Below are 20051 nucleotides of genomic sequence, written 5' to 3'. Positions count from 1 at the left end.
TACACCGAATCATTGAAAGACGGGAGGAATGACATCATGCGCACGAGGGATCTCGGCATCCGCATCGGACTCGGCACGCCGGGCCGCTTCAACGCGATCACGGACGTCGCGGGCGTGCGGGTCGGTCATTGCACGCTGAACGTGGAGAACGGCGACGCATCGATCCGCACCGGCGTCACCGTCATCGAGCCGCGCGCGGGCGCCGCGCACGATTCGCCGTGCTTCGCGGGCGTGCACGTGCTGAACGGCAACGGCGACGCGACCGGGCTCGAATGGATCCGCGAAGCCGGCCTGCTGACCACGCCGATCGCCTATACGAACACGCACAGCGTCGGCGCGGTGCGCGACGCGTTGGTCGCGAACGAACGCGAAGCGGCGGCCGGCCGCGTGTACTGGTGCATGCCGGTCGTGATGGAAACCTACGACGGGCTGCTGAACGACATCTGGGGGCAGCACGTGAACGCCGCGCACGTGCAGCGCGCGCTGGCCGCCGCGCAGCCGGGGCCGGTCGCCGAAGGCGGCGTGGGCGGCGGCACGGGCATGATCTGCCACGAGTTCAAGGGCGGCATCGGCACCGCGTCGCGCGTGCTGGCGAGCGACGCGGGCGGCTGGACGGTCGGCGCGCTCGTGCAGGCGAACTACGGCGTGCGCGAGATGCTGCGCGTGGCCGGCTACCCGGTCGGCGAAGTGCTGCGGCACGTGCATTCGCCGTTTCGCGAAGCCGAAGCGAAAGGCGAGGCGGGCATGGGTTCGATCGTCGTCACGATCGCGACCGACGCACCGTTGCTGCCGCATCAATGCAGGCGTCTCGCGCAGCGCGCGAGTGTGGGGCTCGCCCGCGTCGGCGGCGGCACCGAGGATTCGAGCGGCGACATCTTCCTCGCGTTCGCGACCGGCAACGCCGGCTTGCCTGCCGTGAATTACGGCAGCAAGGGCACGCCGACCACCGACGTGCGGATGGTCAACAACGACCATATTTCCGCGCTGTTCGTCGCGGCGGCGGAAACGGTGGAGGAAGCGATCGTGAATGCGTTGGTTGCAGGCGGCGACGTCGAGTCGCGCGGGGCGCGGGTCGAAGGGCTCGGGCAGGCGCGCTTGCTGGATGCGTTGCGCGAAGTGGGCTGGCGGCCGGGGCGCGGCGCCTGAAACGGCAAGCGCCGCTTCAATCGAAGCGGCGTGGTGCAGGGCGGCGATGCGGCGATCGGCCGGACCGCCGTTCGCCCGCGCACGTCATGCATGCGGTGCGGGCGATGCGGGCGATGCGGGCGTGGCCGTGGCGACGCGGCGTCATGCTCAACTGCCGAAATAGATGTTGCAGAAGCTGACGGGGCCGACGCATGCGTTCGGGTCTTCCTGCTTCGATTGCGCACGATCGACGCGGCCGGCGGCCTTGACGGCCTCGGCGCGGTTCGCCTGTTGCGGTGCGGCGTCTGCCGGCGCCGGCTGCGCGTGGGCGACGGCAGCGGTGAGCGACAGGGCAACGAGGGCGAGGTGCAGCGGCTTCATTTTGTTTCTCCTGGGTGAGTGCCAGTCTCGCTGGCAGTGAGGAAACTATAGGCTCGCACTGCTTAAAGATTAATCACCACGCCTGGAGAGCTTATTTCCATCCGGAACAACGATCCCGTTGCGCGCGCATCGATCTTCAATGGCGGTGCCGGTTGAACGGTGCATCCTTGTCGAGCAGCGCGCTGCGCATGAAGTGCAGGCAGCCGACGATCCGCTGCATGTTGCGCCGCGCGTCGGGCACCGCGTACCACGCCTGCAGCGCGTGCTGCGCCGCGCGGATCGCGAGATTCACGGATTTCAGCGTGCGCGCATGGTGGGCGGGCGTCGGATCGTCGAAGAAGCGTGGCAGTTCGAGCAGCACCGCATCGATCGACCCGGTCCAGCGCAGCATCTGCGGCGGCTTCGCCGCGCCGAACGCGTGCAGCTCGTCGCGCAGATCGATGACCGCGTGGCCGATCTCGAGCGTCGACAGCATCCAGCGCAGCGCATCGCGATGCTGCCGCGTGCGGCGCACCAGCAGCGTCCGCAGTTGCGCCATCAGGTCATGCGTGCTCGACTGGAAGCGCTGCGCGAGGCCGTCCGGCGCGCCTTCGCACGCAAGCGTCACCTGGCGGCGCAAGTCGTGCGCGATCCGACTGGTGAGCCAGGGCATGTGGGTGGGGAACACGACGGCGAACACGAGCGAGCACGCAAGCATCGCGACGACGACCGCCAGCCCGTTGTTGATCAGCACTTCGGGCGTATACGCGATCGTGTTGTCGGGGCCCGCGAGCAGGCAGAAGAACACCGCGAAGCCGATCCCGTAGCCGGACAGGCCGGGCCGCATCGCGAGAAACGCGCCGAGGCCGAGCACGGGGGCGAGCGCCGCGCACAGCAGCGGAAAGCCGTCGATGTTCGGATAGACGTAGCACAGGAACAGATAGCCGACCGCGGTCGCGAACGCCGCGCCCGCGCCCATTTGCGCGACGAACTTCGGCGCGCGCGGCGACGTCGAGCTGAGCGCGCACGCGATCGCGGTGGCGATCACCGCGAGCGAGCCGCTCGGCCATTCGGACGCGATCCAGAACGCGCTCATCGCGCCGACGGCGACCACCGTGCGCAGGAACGCGAAGCCGACGAAGAACGCATTGGTTTTCACCGCGTAATGCGTGACCGAGCGCTCGAACGCGTGATCGTCCTGATCGAGCGACGCGTAGGTGTCGACGTAGCCGAGATATTCGTCGATGAACCGGTACAGCAGTTCGATCGCGGTATCGAAGTCGAGCAGGCCGCCGGCCGCATGGTCCTCGATGGCCCGCCGCGACGCGCGCGCGGCCTTCGGCAATGCACCGTGGAAGCGGCGCAGTTCGAGCAGCGCGCCCGTGGCCGGCGCGATGCCGCGCGGGCGTTCGTCGCGTAACGCGGCAAAGCGCAGCGCCAGCGCGTCGACGTGCGGCGCCAGCGCATCGAGCACCGCGTCCGACTGACTCGCACGCAGCCGTTTGACGAGCTGGTGCAGCGCATGCAGCCGCGTGCATGCGTTCATGAACTCGCTGTTCAGCCGCGCGAGCCGGCGGCTGCGCGCGCGAATGTGCGGGTCCTCGAACGACGCGAACGCGCGGTTGGCTTCGAAGCCGACGATATCGTCGACGAAATCGGCGAAGCGCCGCTCGAAATCGCCGCGCGCGACGTCGCCCGAGAGCGCGCCGGCCGCGAACGCCGCGAACGTCGCGTGGCGTGCGCTCAACGAGCGCATCAGCGCCTTCGCGGAACTCAACGGCAGGATCAGCGCGCTGACCGCGCCCGAGCACGCGATGCCGAGGGCGACTTCAGCGGCGCGCGTGAGCGCGGACTGGAACAGCGTCTGCGGCGTCATCACGGCCGGCAGGCCGATCAGCGCGGCCGTATAGCCGGCGAGCACGAAGCCGTACCAGCGGAAGTGGCGGTTGCGTACCGCGAGCGCGATGCAGCCGCCGATCCACAGCGTGATGCCGGCCATGTACAGCTCCGGCTGCTGCGCGAACAGCCCGCCGAGCGCGAGCGCGCCGACGAGGCCGGCCGCCGTGCCGAGCACGCGGTAGAAGCTCTTCGCGAACACCATCCCCGACAGCGGCTGCATCAGCACGAACACCGTCGTCATCGCGGTACGCGGCTGCGACATCTCGAGACGCATCGCGATGCCCATCGCCAGCAGCGCCGCGAGCACGGTTTTCGCGAGGTGCAGCCAGATCATCCCGTCGGTCGTGGCCCAGTCGCGCGCCGCGTTGCCGAGCGGATCGAGCCATCGCCTCCATCGTGCCGGTTCGATGGAAGGTCGCGCGATCGCAGGTGGTGGCTTCATGAAAAGAGGGCCCAAGGCCGACCGCGCGAGCTGCCGCGGCGGGTCCGAACGGGTCCGTTCGACTGGTGAGGCGCCGATTGTAGGAGTGCGGCGCCCGCGCATTAACGCAGTTGCGGGGAAACGATAGTTGCAGCCGGAGTAACAATCTGTCGCATCCGGTGGAGGAAAATGGCGGCTCCGCTACAGGTCGCTCACAGGAATGGATACCCTACAAAACATGCGGGTGTTTTCGCGCGTCGTCGAGACGGGCAGCTTCACCGCCGCCGCGCAATCGCTGAATTCGACGACGGGCGCGATGTCGCGCGCGGTGTCGGAGCTCGAGGCGCGCTTGCGCACCCGTCTGATGAATCGCTCGACGCGGCGTCTCGCGCTCACGTCGGCCGGAGAAAGCTATCTGCGGCGCTGCCGCCAGATCCTCGCCGACGTCGACCGCGCGGAAGAAGAGGCGAGTTGCGCGCACGAGCGCCCGGCCGGCGTGCTGCGCATGCACAGCTTCGCGAGCGTCGGTCATCACTATGTCTTGCCCACGCTGACGCGCTATCACGCGCAATTCCCGGACGTGTCGATCGAGCTGTCGCTGTCGCAGCGCATGCCCGACCTGTTCGACGGCACGAGCGACACGGCCGTCGTCACCGCGTCGTCGCTGCCCGATTCGGAACTCGTGTCGCATCTGCTCGGCTCGACGTTCAGCATTCTGTGTGCATCGCCCGACTACGTGAAACGGCACGGCGTGCCGGCCCGCCCGCAGGATCTCGCCGCGCATGCGTGCCTGACGCTGTGTACGCCGGCGTTTCCGACGCATGAATGGGTGCTCGAAGGGCCCGAAGGCGTCGAGCAGATCCACGTCGCCGGGCCGGTGCAGACCAACACCGCCGAATCGCTCGCGCTCGCGATCCGCGACGGCATCGGGATCGGCATGCTGCCGCTGTATTCGGCGATCGACGCGCTGCGCGACGGCACGCTCGTCCGCGTGCTGCCCGCGCATATCCTGCAGAAGATGAACGTGTATGCGCTGTACCCGTCGCGCCGCTTCGTCGATGCGAAGGTGCGGACCTGGGTCGAGATGCTGCGTGCGCAGGTGCCGACGATGATCGCGCGCGACGTCGAGATGCTGAACGCGATCGGCCGCGAACCGCAGGCCGCCTGAGCGCAGGCCGCCTGAGCGCAGGCCGCCTGAGCGCAGGCCGCCTGAACGCAGGCCGCCTGGACCCCGCGCGCGCGTCGGCGCGCGGCGGGTTGCTTCATTTCATGACCATGCCCAAACCACGTCGCTCGCCATGCACGCTTGATGCGAGCGACGCGCGTCGTCACAGCGCGGGCTTGGCCGCCGCGCCCGATTCGGTTGCCGGCTCGCCGGCCGGGCCGTACGCGGCCCGCGCCGCTTTCCGCTCGGCAAGACGCTTCGCCTGCAGTCGTTCCTGCGCCGCGAGGACGTCGTCCGGATAGTTGCCGACTTCCCCGCGCGCCGGGTTGTAGCCGACCGATTCGAGATCGATCAGCTCCTGCAGCACCTGCGCGCGCGTGACGGGCGACTTCGCCTGCTGGGCGAACGACAGGGCCGGTGCGGCAAGCAGGACGGCAGCGGCGGCGGTAACGACGAGCGATTTCACGAGGTTCTCCTGAATAAGGGGTGGGTGGCCGGATCGACACGCGGTGCGCGGCGCCGACCTTCGACGTCAGTCTACGTAGCGAGTCCGCGTGCAAACACCCCGATTCCAGGAGGGCTGCGTTCCAGAAGGAACAACATTGGCGTCGTCGTCCGCGGCCGCCGGACCCGTGTGTGCACGGCGCCCGTGCATACGGACGACGTCGCGCGAAGTCCGTCAGAACCGCGTGCGCATGCCGATCGTGCCGACCACCTGGTTCGCGGTGCTCGATGCGCCGCCCGACGTATTGATGAACGCCTGGTAGCCGCGGCCCGACGCATGCTGGAACATCGCTTCCGCGTACAGGTCGGTGCGGCGCGACAGCTTGTACACGGCCTGCAGGTTCGCCTGATGCCATTTCGGGTCGGTGCCGTGCTTGCTGTCGGGATTCGACACGCTGGCGTCCGTGTACACATAGGCCGCGCCGACGCTGATGGCCGGCGTCACCGCATAGCGCACGTTCAGGTCGTAGTTGTTGAACGCGATCTGGCCGCTGGAGCCGAACGCGCCCGTGTTGTCGTACTGCGAACGCGTGTAGACGAAGCCGACGGTCGCCGGGCCGAACACGTAGCTGACGCCGCCGCCGTAGGTGCGCATGCGGTCCGAGCCGATCGACCAGCCGCCCTGGTTCAGGCTCTTCGCTTCGGCCGAATCGGTCGCGCCGGGGCTCGCGCTCGTCGAGCCCTTCGTGCCGTTCATCTGCAGGTAGGCGCCGGCCAGCTTCAGCGGGCCGTTCGTGTAGCTCGCGGCCATGCTGTACGCGCGGTTCGCGCTGAAGTTCGCCGAGTTGGAGAACGCGTACAGCGCGCCGACCTTGAAGCCCGCGATCGTGTCGCTCGTGTACTTGACCGCGTTGTTGATGCGCAGCGAGTGGTTCAGGTTGTCGTTGTCGAACGGATGCGCGAAGCCTGCATCGCCGAAATCGCCGGACGTCGCGGACAGCGGCGCGACGAAGTCGACCATCGTGTCGTACTGCCGGCCGAGCGTCAGCGTGCCGTAGCCGGCCTGGCTCAGGCCGACATACGCGTGACGGCCGAACAGCTTGCCGTCCTGGCCGAGCCCGCCGTTGTTCGCGTTGAAGCCGTTCTCGAGCACGAACAGCGCCTTCAGGCCGCCGCCGAGATCCTCGGTGCCGCGCAGGCCGAAGCGGCTGCCGTTGATCGTGCCGGTCGCCATGCGCCACTGCGACGCGCCGTTCACGTTGTTGGTATAGGCGATGCCGGCGTCGATCAGGCCGTACAGCGTGACCGAGCTCTGCGCGTGGGCGAGCGGCGCGAACAGGGCGGCGGCGCACGCGCCGGCGATCAGGGTTTTTTGCATCATCAAGCTCCTGCGTGTGGGACGGGAAACCAAAGTTCGGCGCAAGTATAGGAATGCGCGTCGCGCGCACGGGCCAAGCGGCCGCGAGCGCACTGTTCCGGATCCTGCAAGAGTCGTTCACAAAACCGACACGACGCGATGCGCCCGCGCCGGCCGGCGGTTCCTGCGCGACGGCCGGCCCGCGGCTTCCGTCCGGCGCGGCCCGGCTGTCGTGTCGATGCAACATGCGCGGTACGTGCGCGCATCGCCGCTTTTCCTCCATACTGGTCGCCCGGACCGCACGGCCGCCGATGCAGATCGCGCGACCGTGTCAACGCATACGACAAGAGGCCACCCCATGAACCTGTTCAACGTACGCCTGCGCGGCCGCGACGGCCTGTTCACGATCGGCATCGATGCCGGCAAGATCGCGCGGATCGATGCGCAAATCGCACCGGTCGCGTCGACGAACCCCGACCATATCGACGGCGGCGGCCGGCTCGCGATCGCGCCGCTCGTCGAACCGCATATCCACCTCGATGCGGTGCTGACGGCCGGCGAACCCGCGTGGAACATGAGCGGCACGCTGTTCGAGGGCATCGAGCGCTGGGCCGAGCGCAAGGCGACGATCACGCACGAGGACACGAAGGCGCGTGCGCATGCGGCGATCGGCATGTTGCGCGACCACGGGATCCAGCACGTGCGCACGCACGTCGACGTGACCGATCCGACGCTCGCCGCGCTGAAGGCGATGCTGGAAGTGAAGGACGAGGCGCGCGGGCTGATCGACCTGCAGATCGTCGCGTTCCCGCAGGAGGGCATCGAATCGTTCGACGGCGGCCGCGCGCTGATGGAGCAGGCGATCGAACTCGGCGCGGACGTCGTCGGCGGGATCCCGCATTTCGAGAACACGCGGGAGCAGGGCGTCAGCTCGATCCGCTTCCTGATGGATCTCGCGGAACGCACGGGCTGCCTCGTCGACGTGCACTGCGACGAGACCGACGATCCGCATTCGCGCTTTCTCGAAGTGCTCGCGGAAGAAGCGCGCGTGCGCGGCATGGGGGCGCGCGTCACCGCGAGCCACACGACCGCGATGGGTTCGTACGACAACGCGTACTGCTCGAAGCTGTTCCGGCTGCTGAAGCGGGCGGGGCTGAACTTCATCTCGTGCCCGACCGAGAGCATCCATCTGCAAGGACGCTTCGACACGTTTCCGAAGCGGCGCGGCGTCACGCGCGTCGCGGAACTCGACCGTGCCGGGATCAACGTGTGCTTCGGGCAGGATTCGATCAAGGACCCGTGGTATCCGCTCGGCAACGGCAACATCCTGCGCGTGCTCGACGCGGGCCTTCACATCTGCCACATGATGGGTTACCAGGATTTGCAGCGCTGCCTCGACTTCGTGACCGACCACAGCGCGACGACGATGCATCTCGGCGATGGCTACGGCATCGCGGTCGGGCGGCCGGCCAATCTGGTCGTGCTCGACGCGGACAGCGACTACGAAGCCGTGCGCCGGCAGGCGAAGGCCACGCTGTCGGTGCGACACGGGGAAGTCATCATGCGGCGTGAACCGGAGCGCATTACGTATCCGGATTGATGCGGAAGGCGGGCCGTCGTGGCCCGCTGGGCGTCAAGTATTCGTAAAATACATCAGTCGATTCGAAAAATACGTTTGTCTCATGAGAGGCCGGGGCCTACGATTCGGTCCTGACGACGGCGTGCCCCTTTGCGCACCGTCCTTTTCCCTCTTCGTTCGCCGACCCCATGCGCCTCGATCTTCCGTCCGCCCCCGTTGCTGCTTCGCCGACCGCCAGTCCGTTCGCGCGCATGGCCGCCGTCACTGTCCTGACCGGCCTCGGCGCGGGCCTCGGCGGCATGCTGCTCGCGCTGCTGCTGCATGCGATCCAGCACCTCGCGTACGGCTACAGCCTCGCGCACGTGATCGGGCCTGAGAGCTTCCTCACTGGCGTGACCGCGGCCGAGCCGTTGCGCCGGTTGGCGGTGCTGGCCGGCTGCGGGATCGTCGCCGGCGGCGGCTGGTGGGCGCTTTACCGGTATGGCCGGCCGCTCGTCAGCATCCGTCGAGCGGTGCGTGCTGCCGATCCTCGGATGCCGTTCGTCAGCACGACGGTTCATGCGCTGTTGCAGATCGTCACCGTCGCGCTCGGCTCGCCGCTCGGTCGCGAAGTCGCGCCGCGCGAGATCGGTTCGCTGCTCGCCGGGCGGTTTGCCCACGCGGCGCGACTCACGCCCGACGACTGCCGGCTGATGGTCGCGTGCGGCGCCGGCGCGGGGCTCGCGGCCGTCTACAACGTGCCGCTCGGCGGTGCGATCTTCGTGCTCGAGGTGCTGCTCGGCACGTTCGAATTGCGGGCGCTGATCGTGGCGGTCGTCACGTCCGCGATCGCGGCGGTCGTCGCATGGATCGGCCTCGGCAACGAGCATCAGTACACGGTGCCGGCGTTCGTGCTGAGCACGCCGCTCGTCGCATGGTCGATCGTCTGCGGGCCGCTGTTCGGCTTCGCCGCGTACGGTTTCGTCCGGCTCACGAGCCGCGCGCGGGCGAACGCGCCGAAGGACTGGCGGCTGCCGGTGTTCGCGCTGCTCAATTTCGCGGTGATCGGCGTGCTTGCGATGGGGTTTCCGCAACTGCTCGGCAACGGCAAGGGCCCGGCGTCGCTCGGTTTCGACGGCACGCTGACGATCGGTTTCGCCGCGACGTTGCTCGTGCTGAAGGTGCTGATCGAGGCCGGCAGCCTGCGGGCCGGCGCGGAAGGCGGGCTGCTGACGCCGGGTCTCGCGAACGGCGCGTTGCTCGGGGTCGTGCTCGGCGGACTGTGGAGCGCGGTGTGGCCGGGCGCATCGCTCGGCGGATGCGCACTGATCGGCGCGACCGCGTTTCTTGCCGCGTCGATGCAGATGCCGATCACGGCCGTCGTATTGATGCTCGAATTCACGCGTGCGAATCACGACAGCCTCGTGCCCATGCTGCTGGCCGTGGCGGGCTCGCTTGTCGCGTACCGGCTTGCGCAGAAGCTGGCGGAGCGGCGAGCGACAGCGATCGCCGCCGTCAGCACGCCGGAGGCGGTTGCCCGCTAGCGGGCTTACCCCAGGACTCGAATACGCATCGACGATCGCCGCGATTCATCCACGACGTGGCGTATCTGGGGGCGTTGCGCGGGTACGGGAAGAGCATGCAACGCTGACGCCTCAATTCCGTCTCGGAGTGGATTGGCTGGCAAAACCATCGTACCGATCGCGCAAATTTCTGGAGCCTGTCATGAGGGGAGTCCGGATCGCTGCCGCGTTGGTGTGCATCGCGTTTCAACCGACGATGGCCGTGGCGAAGGCGTCGTACAAACCTCGCCCGAGGCCGGCTCACGAACTTGCCTCCAAAACTTCAATGCAACGGCGCGCCGCATGCCATTTCATCGACGCTACTCAAGCGTCCGGATCGAATTGCTGATCCCGCGCGCGCAGTCGATTACCGCCGGCGCGAGCTTGCGACGCGCGTCGTCGAACGTCCAGCGGCTCGTCGGCGCGACCACGTGCACGGCCGCGACCGGCTGCCCCTGGCTGCCGAGCACGGGCGCCGCGATCGACATGTCGCCGATGAACAGTTCTTCCTGGTTGGTCGCGTAGCCTTCGCGCCGCGCGCCGTCGAGCAACGCGACGAGATCGTCGAGCGCGGTGACCGTGCGCGGCGTATGCGGCGTGCGCGCCATGCCGTCGAGCCGCATACGTGCTTCTTCCGGCGGCAACGCGCTCAGGAACGCGCGGCCGGAGCCGGTGCAGTACATCGGGATGCGGCTGCCGATCGGCATGTGGATCGGCACGAACTTCGTCGACACGAAACGCGCGACGTACACCATTTCATCCTCGTCCGGCTCGGTGAGATTGGTGGTTTCGCCGGTCAGGTTCGTGAGCTCGGACAGGAACGGATTCGCGACGTCGATCAACGTATCGGCCGCGAGATAGTTGAAGCCGATCCGCATCACGTGCGGCGTGAGCTGGTAGCGCCGCGTGACCGGATGCTTGCGGATGTAGCCGAGCTTCTCGAGCGTATAGACCATCCGCTGCGCGGAGCTTTTCGTCATCCCCGCCGCGTCGGCCACTTCCGCCAGCGTCATCGTGCGCCGCTTCGCGCTGAACGCGCGCAGCACGTTCAGCCCTTTTTCCAGCGACTGGTTGAACAGCAGATCGTTTGCTTGGTCGGGCGACGTGTCCATGGCGAGGGGTGGGATCAATTCGATATCACATCATATCGTATCGAATATCGATACGCAAAAATCTATTTGCGATATTTTTGATTCGTTTTAAGATCAAGTCATCGTCGCAGCGTCGATCAGCGACCGGCCGGCGCCCGGATTATTCGAGGAGGAGTCACCATGGTTCCGTTCATCAAGCGGTTCGGCGCACTGGCCGCCGGTTTCGCCACCTGTATCGCACTCTCCACGGCATCGGCGGGTGCCGTTGCGGCCGAGCCCACGCTGAAGGTCGGCGCGACGGCCACCGGCGTGCCGTTCACGTTTCTCGACGTCAAGAGCAATTCGATCCAGGGGATGATGGTCGATGCGATCACCGCGGCCGGGAAGTCGGCCGGGTTTCGCGTCGACGTGCAGCAGACCGTGTTCTCGGCGCTGATCCCGTCGCTCACCACGCAGAAGATCGACATCATCTCGGCCGCGATGCTGAAGACGCCGGCGCGCCAGCAGGTCGTCGATTTCTCCGACACCGTCTATTCGTTCGGTGAAGGCCTGATCGTGAAGGCCGACGACCCGGGCCGCTATACGTCGATGGACGATTTCAAGGGCCAGGTGGTCGGCGCGCAGGTCGGCACGGCGTTCGTCGACGCGCTCAACAAGAAGGGCATCTTCAAGGAAGTCCGGACCTACGATTCGATCGCGGACATCATGCGCGACGTCGCGCTCGGACGCATCAAGGCCGGCTTCGCCGACCAGCCGATCGTCGCGTACCAGATCGAGCACGGCGTCAATCGCCAGGTGCGGCTCGTGCCCGAATACCAGAGCGTCGTGAAGGGGCAGGTGTGTTTCATCGTGCGCAAGGGCGATACAGCGACGCTCGAACAGCTCAACGGCGCGATCCGCAAGATGAAGACCGACGGCACGCTGCAGCAGATCTTGCAGAAGTGGCACATGAGCTGAGCGTCGTCGCTCGACTCCCGACCCGCATCGCCCGCGCGTCGCGGGCATCCATCGCGGCGCGCCGTCCGGTCGTCGCATAGGAGACCTCATGTTTTTTCAGAACGCGATCGATTTCCTGCCGATCCTGCTGAAGGGCGCGGTGGTCACGATCGAGATCACCGCATGCGCATTCGTGCTCAGCTCGGTGCTCGGGCTGATCCTCGCGCTGCTGAAGGTGTCGCGCCATCGTGCCGTCTCGACGGCCGGCAGCTCGATCATCAACGTGATCCGCGGGCTGCCGATCATCGTGCAGCTGTTCTACATGTACTTCGTGCTGCCCGATCTCGGCGTGCAACTGTCGGCGTTCCAGGCCGGCGTGCTGGGCCTCGGCATCGCGTACTCGGCGTATCAGGCCGAGAACTTCCGCGCGGGCATCGAGGCGATCGACCACGGCCAGATCGAAGCCGCGCACGCGATCGGCATGCGCGGCCCGATGATCATGCGGCGCGTGGTGTTGCCGCAGGCGTTTCGCATCGCGCTGCCGCCGTACGGCAACACGCTGGTGATGCTGCTGAAGGATTCGTCGGTTGCGTCGACGATCACGGTCGCCGAGATCACGCGCGCCGGCCAGTTGATCGCATCGTCGACGTTCCAGAACATGAGCGTCTACACGCTCGTCGCGCTGCTGTATCTCGCGCTCGGCCTGCCGCTGATGTTCGGCGTGAACCGGCTCGGCAAGCGGCTCGCACTGAGGAGAGGCGCATGATCCGGATCGATTCGATACACAAGCGGTTTCAGCAGCACGCGGTGCTGAAGGGCGTGAGCCTCGACGTGCGGCAGGGGGAGGTCGTGTGCCTGATCGGGCCGTCCGGGTCCGGCAAGTCGACCGTGCTGCGCTGTATCAACGGCTTCGAGACCTACGACGAAGGGTCGATCACGATCGACGGCGTGAAGGTCGACGCGCATTCGAAGCGGATCCACGAACTGCGGATGCGGGTCGGCATGGTATTCCAGCGCTTCAACCTGTTTGCGCACCGCACGGCGCTCGAGAACGTGATGGAAGGGCCGGTGCACGTTCGGCGCGTGCCGGTGGCCCAAGCGCGCGAGCAGGCCCGCGCGCTGCTCGACAAGGTCGGGCTTTCGCACCGGATGAATGCGTATCCGTCGGAGTTGTCGGGCGGGCAGCAGCAGCGCGTCGCGATCGCACGCGCACTCGCGATGGCGCCGCAGGCGATCCTGTTCGACGAGCCGACGTCGGCGCTCGATCCCGAGCTCGTCGGCGAAGTGCTCGGCGTGATGCGCGGGCTCGCCCGCGACGGGATGACCATGGTGGTCGTCACGCACGAAATGGCATTCGCGCGCGAGGTGGCCGACCGCGTGTGCTTCCTGCACGACGGCACAATCTGCGAAAGCGGGCCTGCGCGCGACGTGCTGACCCAGCCGGCCCATCCCCGCACGCAGGAATTCCTGCGTCGTCTGCTGGCGTCGGACGGCGCCGATCACCCGGATCGAACATGAGCGCAACGAACGCGGCACCCGGATGGCCGGATTCGCTGTGGGCGGCGACCGCCGCACCGGCCCCGGATACGCCCGCGCTCGATGCGTCCGTATCGTGCGACGTGGCGATCGTCGGCGCCGGCTTCACGGGCTTGTCGACGGCACTTCATCTGGCCGAACGCGGCGCCAACGTCCGCGTGATCGACGGCGCGCAGCCGGGCTGGGGCGCATCGGGCCGTAACGGCGGGCAAGTGATTCCAGGGCTGAAATACGATCCGGACGAACTGGTCCGCCGGTTCGGCGACGAGACTGGCGAGCGGCTTGCCGGCATCGTCGGCGGCGCGGCCGATACCGTGTTCGACCTGATCGCGCGGCACGGAATCGACTGCGATGCGCGTCGCGCCGGCTGGATCCAGCCGGCGCCGACCGCCGCGATGCTCGACACGGTCGCGCGCCGTGCGCAGCAGTGGGCCGCGCGCGGCGCGCCGGTCGACGTGCTGAGCCGCGACGACGTCGCGCGGCGGCTCGGCACGCCTGCGTATGCGGGCGGCTGGATCGATCGCCGCGCGGGCAGCGTGCAGCCGCTCAGCTATACGCGCGGCCTGGTGCGCGCCGCGCAGGCGAGTGGGGCGGTCGTGCACGGCTCGACCCGCGCCGTCGGGTTGACACGTGCCGACGGCCGCTGGCGGATCGCGACGTCCGGCGGCGCGACGTTGTCGGCCGAGCGCGTCGTGATCGCGACCAACGGCTACACCGACGGGCTATGGCCCGGCTTGCGCCAGTCGGTGATCGCCGCGAACAGCTTCATCGTCGCGACGGAACCGCTCGCGCCGGCGCTCGGTCGCGACATCCTCGCCGGCGGCGAGGTCGCATCGGATGCGCGGCGCCTGCTGCTGTACTTCCGCCGTGACGCGGCCGGGCGCTTGCTGATGGGCGGCCGCGGCCCGTTTGCCGACCCGCGCGCGCCGAGCGACTGGCGCCACCTCGAACGCGCGACGACGCTGTTGTATCCGCAACTGAAGGGTGTTCGGTTCGAATACCGCTGGGCGGGGCGCGTGGCGATCACCGCGGATTTTCTGCCGCACGTGCATGAGCCCGCGCCGGGCGTGACGATCGCGCTCGGCTACAACGGCCGCGGCATCGCGATGGCGACGACGCTCGGCAAGCATCTGGCCGCCCATTTGTCGGGCGATGCGCAACTGCCGCTGCCGTTTCGGGTCACGCCGATCCGGCCGATCCCGTTGCACGGGCTGCAGCGCTTCTATATCGCGGCCGGCGTCGCGTGGTATCGCTTGCTCGACAGTCTGTCCTGACGCAGGCGTGACGGCAGTCGCCATCCGTTATCCGATCGGGCAGAATCGGTCTGCCCCGTTTCGACCGACGGATACCGCATGAACGAACCGACCGAACCGAACGCATCACCCGGCCGCTGCGCGTACGCGAGCTTCGCGCAACGCTATGCGGACATCGCGCCGACGAAGGCGCACAACGCGCTCTACGAGCGACCGGCCACGATGGCGCTGCTCGGCGACGTCGACGGCCTGACGGTGCTCGACGCCGGCTGCGGGCCCGGCATCTGCAGCGCGCATCTCGCCGGTCACGGCGCGACCGTGCGTGCGTTCGACGTGACGCCGGAGATGGTTGCGCTCGCGCGAACCCGTTGCGCGGGGCTGGCGGTCGACGTCACGGAAGGCGACCTCGAAGCGCCGCTCGCGTGGCTGCCCGACGCATCGGTCGACAAGGTGCTGTGCTCGCTCGCGCTCGACTACGTGCGCGACCTCGCGCCGACGCTGCGTGAATTTCGGCGCGTCGCACGCCCCGGAGGGACGCTCGTGTTCTCGATGGCGCATCCGATGCGCGACTGGATGGACGAACGCACGCGCGGCGACGGCACGTACTTCGACACGTCACGCTTCGGTTTCCACTGGTCGGGGTTCGGCGAACCGCGGCCCTACGTCGAAGCGTGGCGGCGGCCGCTCGCCGACATCCTGAACGCGGTGGCCGACGGCGGCTGGCGGCTCGACCGCTTCGTCGAACCGACGCCGCTGCCGGAGATGAAGGCCGTATCCGAACGGCTCCATGCGGAGCTGTCGCTGGCGCCGGCCTTCCTGTGCATCCGCGCGCGCTGCTGACCCGTCGCGGCGCCCGGCCGGCGGCTCAGTGCTGCGCCGGGGCGTCCGTCAGCGTGCCGAGAAACGCCTCGATATCCTTGATGTCCTGCGCCGTCATCGCGGGTTTGTCGCCCGGCTTGCGATCGAACGGCGCGTCGGTCACGTCGACGTTCGCGCGATATTTCGGCGGAATGTCGTCGTATTCGTCGACCTTGCCGTCCGCGCCGCGCGAATAGAACTTCTGCGGCGAAATGCTGCGCTCGTTGTAGAACGCCATCACCTGATCGAGCGTATGGAACACGCCGTTGTGGAAGAACACGTGGCGCGTCGCCGAATTGCGCAGCGTCGGCGTCAGGAACATCCCGCAATACTGCGTCTGGTCCTTCAGGTCGTCGCGGAACGGCCCACACACGCCGAGATCGTAGAACGCCGGGTTGCGGTTCTGCGCCAGCGCCCGGTTGCGCGGCGCGCCGAGCGCCTCGTACTGGTAATCGGTAAACATCGGCGGCAGCCCGTCCTTGCCGGGTTTCGACAGGTGGCAACCCGCGCAATTCGCCTTGTCCGGATCGTTGAACAGGCGCAGCCCGCGCAACTCGGCCTGCGTGAGGCGCGCGCGGCCTTCGAGCCAGCGGTCGTACTTGCTGTCGTACGGATGGAACGACGGATCCTCGACCTGATACCGCGCGATCGCGAACATCGCCTCCGACACCGCGAGCTGCGGGGTGGAAAACACGCGCGGCCCGAACAACTGCTCGATCTGCGCGCGATGCGACGACTGCGCAAGCTTGCGGGCGACCTCGTCGACGCTCGCATTCGCCATCTCGACCGGATTCAGCAGCGGGCCGAACGCCTGCTGCTGCAGCGTATCGGCGCGGCCGTCCCAGAACATCCCGCCCTGCGGCACGAGCTGCGGCGCGGCCGCCGTGCCCGCCACCTTCTGCGCCTTGACGACGCCGGCCGCCGCCGTGGCCTGCTGCGCGACGCTCGGCGCGGCATCGTTTTCGCCGGCATCGGGGCCGATGCTGAAGTTCGGCTGGCGGTACAGGTACATCAGCGACGGCGGCGGACGATAGCCCTGCTGCGTCATCGCGAGGCCGCCCGGCTGCACGTCGAGCCCATTCGGCGGGCCGTACGCATGATCGGGGCTGTGGCACGACGCGCACGACTGCTTGCCCGACGCCGACAGCGACGGATCGTTGAACAGCGCGCGGCCGAGCTGCGCGACCGCGGACAGCGGCTGCGCGGCGGGCCGCTGCAGCACGACCGGATGCGGGTTCGCGCCGGTCCAGTCGGCGACCACGGTGCCGATCGCCGCCGGCACCCGCGCGGGAAACGCGATCGCGAACGCGGCATAGCCGAGCACGGCCGCGCCGAGCACGAACGCCGCGCGGCGCGGCAGGCGGGAAAGGGCGCGCGGCGCGGGCGTGCCGGCGGCATCGGGAGACGGAAACGCGGAGCGAGCTGTCATGCTGTCGTTCGAAAATCGGGCGCCGCACGAAGCGACGCGTTGAAATGGAAACGGCCGGCGCGTGACGCGCCGGCCATGCGGTCAGGCAGTACCGGTCAGATCGCCGGGGCCGCGCTCAGTGCGGTGCCGAGCGTCGGGTCGAGATACAGCGGCGACGTGTTCGGCTTCGACGTGAAGTCGAACAGGTTGCGCAGGTCGCCGGCCGTCGCATCGAACGAACCGCCGCCGATACGCTGGCCGCCGAGCCAGTTGTCCTCGATGAAGCGCACGACGGACGCCTGGTCGAGCATCGTGTGATCGACGTAGTTCTGCTTGGCGTACGGCGAAATGACGACGAACGGGATACGGACACCCGGGCCGCAGCGGCCGTTGACCGGCTGCCCGGCCAAGCCTGCGTCAGCCGTGCCGGTGCCGCACTTTCCGGCGCCGTTGAGCTGATCGACGGCATCGAACGACGCGTGCGTCGGCGGCGTGTACACGTGGTCGTACCAGCCGTCCGAGTCGTCATAGGTGACGATCACGGCGGTGTTCTGCCAGTCCGGCTGCTGCTGCAGGAAGTTGACCACCTTCGTCACGAACACCTGCTCGTCGAGCGGATCCGAGTAGCCAGCGTGGGCGTCCTGCGCGGCCGGTGCCTTCAGAAAGCTGACCGACGGGAAGTTGCCGGCTTTCACTGCCGCGAAAAAGTCGTCGCTGTCGTACTGGTGATTCGCCGGTTCAGCCGTCTTGCCGTCGGTCTGGACGCTGGAGCCGATCGCCGCGATCGAGCTCGGGCGCGTGTGTTGCGGGTTGGCGGTCGACGCGTAGTACTGGAACCAGTTGTGGTGCGGGATGTAGTCGGCCGTCGCGGCGTTCACGGCGGTGGCGACCGTGCTGCGCGCGCAGCCCGTCGTGCCGTTGCCGTTCGTCGTCGAGAGGTTGAAGCCGCCCATGAAGCCGCCCCACGTGATCTTGGCCGCGTTCAGCAGGTCGCCGATGTTCTTGCCGGTCATCATCGCCTGGTCGGTCTTGCTCGAGCACACGTCGTAACCCGGATCGACGTCGTTGATCATCGTGTAACCCGTCTGGCCGTCGTTGATGTAGTACGACGTGGCGGCGAGCGTGGACGGCTGCTTCGAGGTCTTGACGATCTGCATCCCGTTGGTTTGGCCGGCGATCAGGTTCAGCGCGCCCGGCGTCGACGGGCCGTAACCCGTCGTGAACGTGTTGTCGCTCATCGCGAAGCGCTGCGCGTAGTTCCACAGCGCGGTCACCGTGTTGCCGTCGAAGTAGCCCATCACCTGGCCCTTCGTGCCGAATGCGCCGGCGCCGCCGGACGAGCCCTTGCCCGTGTATTTCGGGAACAGGTCCGCCAGGCCGTTGTCCTCGGCCTGCTGTTCGGCCGTGTACGCGTGGTTCTGGTCGGCGGTCGCGGCCTGCGTGCGGTCGAGACGGAACGGGTTCGCCGCGTCGGTGCCGTTGGCCGTGTTCGTGAAGTTCGGGTTCGCGGTGAGCAGCGTGCCCGTCAGCCCGTTGATCGCCGGCGTGCCGGCCTTTGCGGTGAACGCCGGTTCGCCGGCCGGGTTCGACGCGTTCGGGTAGGTGCCGAAATAGTGATCGAACGACACGTTTTCGCCGTAGATCACGACGACGTGCTTGATCGGCGTGGCGGTCTGCAGCGCATCCTGCGACGACACGGCGGGCGTCGGCGTGGAATCGTCGCTGCCGCCGCAGGCGAACAGCGCCAGCGCTGCGGCTGCGCAGGCAGTGACGAGCAAGGCTTGACGGAACATCGGGAAACTCCAAAAGGTCTTCGGTGGTGGAGAGCGGCCCCGTCGCCGTGTCGGTTCGGCGCGAAGCTCGCGAGAGAGCACGCGCATTGGAACAGCCGCATGTGAAGATATGGGGACGGAGTGTTTTCGCGACGGTTGCGCTCCGGTATCGGTTTCATTACGGTGCGGCGCGAGACGAAAGAGAATGGAAAGGGATGGGGCGCCCGCAACCTCCGCGTCACATGTCGTGGCGTGGCGGCTGCTTGCGGCGCAAGCATTGCCGGGCGGGCGATGGGAGCACGCGGCTGGAACGTTGACGGCGCGTCGAGCGTCGCGTTTTTGACAATCCGGTGACGCGTTCATACGATGGACGCCTGCCGCGCGCCGCGCGGCCCTCCCACCCGTCAGCGAGGTTTCAGCGTGCCGATCCCCGTTCTGTTTGCCGTTCTGTGCGCGGCGTTCCTGCATGCGTCATGGAATGCGCTGGTGCGCAGCAGCGGCGACCGGCTGCGCTCGGCGACGGTGCTGCAGATCGCGATCGGGCTGTTCGCGCTGCTGTTCCTCCCGGCCGCCGCGCCGATCGCACCCGCGAGCTGGCCCTGCGTGGTCGCGTCGGCCGTAATCCACGTCGTCTATACGCTGCTGCTCGTCCGCGCGTACGAGCATGGCGACCTGAGCGTCGCGTACCCGGTCGCGCGCGGCACGGCGCCGCTGCTCGTCACGCTCGGCGCGGCGGCGTTCGCGGGCGAGCGCCTGAACGTCGGCGCGCAATGCGGGCTCGTGCTGATTTGCGCGGGCATCATGGCGATCGGGCTGGAGCGCGGACGCGGCGCGCAACACCGGATGATGCAGGTGCTGCCGACCGCGGTCGCGACCGGCGTGTCGATCGCGGCATATAGCGTGGTGGACGGGATCGGTGTGCGCGAGAGCGGCAGCACGGTCGGCTATACCGCGTGGATGTTCGTGCTGACCGGCGCGATGATGGCCGCTTACTACCGGCTGCGGGCCGGGCCGTTGCGGCTGACGCAGGCGGTTGGCGAGACGGCGAAGGCCGCCTGCGGCGGGGTATTCGCGGCGCTCGCGTACGGCATCGTGATCTGGGCGATGGATCGCGCGCCGATGGGGCCGGTGTCGGCGCTGCGGGAAACGAGCGTGGTGTTCGCGGCGCTGATTGCGCGCGTGTATCTCGGCGAGCGGCTGACGCCGCGCCGGGCGGCCGGTTGCGCGGTGATCGCGTCGGGCGCGTTGTTGATCAGTGCGTTCGAGGTGGTGCGGTGAACGCATCCGCCTGGTACGCGCCGGCCGG

17 protein-coding genes are annotated in these 20051 nt (G+C 68.1%); 10 read left to right on the top strand and 7 right to left on the bottom strand.

Annotated features, from left to right (window positions below; translation table 11 throughout):
- Positions 1-36: 36 nt before the first annotated feature.
- Positions 37-1146 carry a DmpA family aminopeptidase gene (locus tag AC3IFE_RS08735; protein ID WP_301737851.1) on the top strand — a complete coding sequence of 370 codons (1110 nt, stop codon included), beginning with the start codon at positions 37-39 and terminating at the stop codon, positions 1144-1146.
- A gap of 147 nt (positions 1147-1293) precedes the next feature.
- On the opposite strand, the gene AC3IFE_RS08730 is transcribed toward AC3IFE_RS08735, so the two are convergent.
- Together AC3IFE_RS08730 and AC3IFE_RS08725 are read right to left on the bottom strand one after the other, a co-directional pair.
- A complete protein-coding gene (locus AC3IFE_RS08730) occupies positions 1294-1506 on the bottom strand; it encodes a hypothetical protein (protein WP_069616510.1) in 213 nt (70 codons plus the stop codon).
- A gap of 136 nt (positions 1507-1642) precedes the next feature.
- Positions 1643-3826, bottom strand: coding sequence for an FUSC family protein (locus AC3IFE_RS08725; protein ID WP_301737849.1), 2184 nt, complete (start codon positions 3824-3826; stop codon positions 1643-1645).
- 199 nt (positions 3827-4025) lie between these two features.
- Here AC3IFE_RS08725 and AC3IFE_RS08720 point away from each other — a divergent pair, with 199 nt between their 5' ends.
- Positions 4026-4973, top strand: a complete 948-nt coding sequence (locus AC3IFE_RS08720) for a LysR family transcriptional regulator (RefSeq protein WP_089469741.1) — start codon at positions 4026-4028, stop codon at positions 4971-4973.
- Between the two features lie 160 nt (positions 4974-5133).
- Here the strand turns inward: AC3IFE_RS08720 and AC3IFE_RS08715 are convergent, their stop codons facing one another.
- Positions 5134-5436 (bottom strand): DUF4148 domain-containing protein, encoded by a 303-nt coding sequence (locus AC3IFE_RS08715; RefSeq protein WP_089469742.1) that lies wholly within the window; start codon positions 5434-5436, stop codon positions 5134-5136.
- 213 nt (positions 5437-5649) lie between these two features.
- Entirely contained in the window at positions 5650-6792 is a 1143-nt protein-coding gene (locus tag AC3IFE_RS08710; RefSeq protein WP_489190252.1) for a porin, read from the bottom strand.
- Between the two features lie 337 nt (positions 6793-7129).
- On the opposite strand from AC3IFE_RS08710, the gene codA reads away from it, so the two are divergent.
- Positions 7130-8371 (top strand): cytosine deaminase, encoded by a 1242-nt coding sequence (gene codA, locus AC3IFE_RS08705; RefSeq protein WP_489190251.1) that lies wholly within the window; start codon positions 7130-7132, stop codon positions 8369-8371.
- Between the two features lie 167 nt (positions 8372-8538).
- Positions 8539-9873 (top strand): chloride channel protein, encoded by a 1335-nt coding sequence (locus tag AC3IFE_RS08700; RefSeq protein WP_489190250.1) that lies wholly within the window; start codon positions 8539-8541, stop codon positions 9871-9873.
- 338 nt (positions 9874-10211) lie between these two features.
- Here the strand turns inward: AC3IFE_RS08700 and AC3IFE_RS08695 are convergent, their stop codons facing one another.
- On the bottom strand, positions 10212-11003 hold the full coding sequence (locus AC3IFE_RS08695; protein ID WP_089469745.1) for an IclR family transcriptional regulator: 792 nt from the start codon (positions 11001-11003) through the stop codon (positions 10212-10214).
- Positions 11004-11162: 159 nt separating this feature from the next.
- Between AC3IFE_RS08695 and AC3IFE_RS08690 the strand changes: the two genes are divergently transcribed.
- The 5 genes from AC3IFE_RS08690 to AC3IFE_RS08670 all read left to right on the top strand — a co-directional run bounded on the left by AC3IFE_RS08690 (position 11163) and on the right by AC3IFE_RS08670 (position 15547).
- Positions 11163-11939 carry an ABC transporter substrate-binding protein gene (locus AC3IFE_RS08690; RefSeq protein WP_089469746.1) on the top strand — a complete coding sequence of 259 codons (777 nt, stop codon included), beginning with the start codon at positions 11163-11165 and terminating at the stop codon, positions 11937-11939.
- A gap of 88 nt (positions 11940-12027) precedes the next feature.
- Entirely contained in the window at positions 12028-12684 is a 657-nt protein-coding gene (locus tag AC3IFE_RS08685) for an amino acid ABC transporter permease (protein ID WP_489190248.1), read from the top strand.
- Positions 12681-13436: an amino acid ABC transporter ATP-binding protein gene (locus tag AC3IFE_RS08680; protein ID WP_489190247.1), complete on the top strand. Its 756-nt coding sequence runs from the start codon at positions 12681-12683 to the stop codon at positions 13434-13436. Before AC3IFE_RS08685 ends, AC3IFE_RS08680 begins: the two co-directional genes overlap by 4 nt.
- Positions 13433-14728 (top strand): NAD(P)/FAD-dependent oxidoreductase, encoded by a 1296-nt coding sequence (locus AC3IFE_RS08675; protein ID WP_489190245.1) that lies wholly within the window; start codon positions 13433-13435, stop codon positions 14726-14728. The genes AC3IFE_RS08680 and AC3IFE_RS08675 overlap by 4 nt, the downstream gene beginning before the upstream one ends.
- 78 nt (positions 14729-14806) lie before the next feature.
- The gene (locus AC3IFE_RS08670; RefSeq protein ID WP_489190244.1) at positions 14807-15547 is read left to right on the top strand and encodes a class I SAM-dependent methyltransferase; all 741 of its coding nucleotides are present in this window, start codon (positions 14807-14809) and stop codon (positions 15545-15547) included.
- 25 nt (positions 15548-15572) lie between these two features.
- Here AC3IFE_RS08670 and AC3IFE_RS08665 read toward each other — a convergent pair whose 3' ends face one another.
- Positions 15573-16994 (bottom strand): cytochrome-c peroxidase, encoded by a 1422-nt coding sequence (locus tag AC3IFE_RS08665; protein ID WP_489190243.1) that lies wholly within the window; start codon positions 16992-16994, stop codon positions 15573-15575.
- Positions 16995-17089: 95 nt separating this feature from the next.
- Entirely contained in the window at positions 17090-18766 is a 1677-nt protein-coding gene (locus AC3IFE_RS08660; RefSeq protein WP_489190242.1) for a phospholipase C, read from the bottom strand.
- A 345-nt stretch (positions 18767-19111) separates the two neighbouring features.
- On the opposite strand from AC3IFE_RS08660, the gene AC3IFE_RS08655 reads away from it, so the two are divergent.
- Positions 19112-20023 carry an EamA family transporter gene (locus AC3IFE_RS08655; RefSeq protein WP_489190241.1) on the top strand — a complete coding sequence of 304 codons (912 nt, stop codon included), beginning with the start codon at positions 19112-19114 and terminating at the stop codon, positions 20021-20023.
- The last annotated feature ends 28 nt before the right edge of the window (positions 20024-20051 follow it).

The sequence above is a fragment of the Burkholderia sp. APQ4-4ca genome (genome assembly GCF_057837105.1).
Note: the sequence above shows the minus strand (reverse complement) of the source record. Positions and strands in the feature narration are given on the sequence as shown.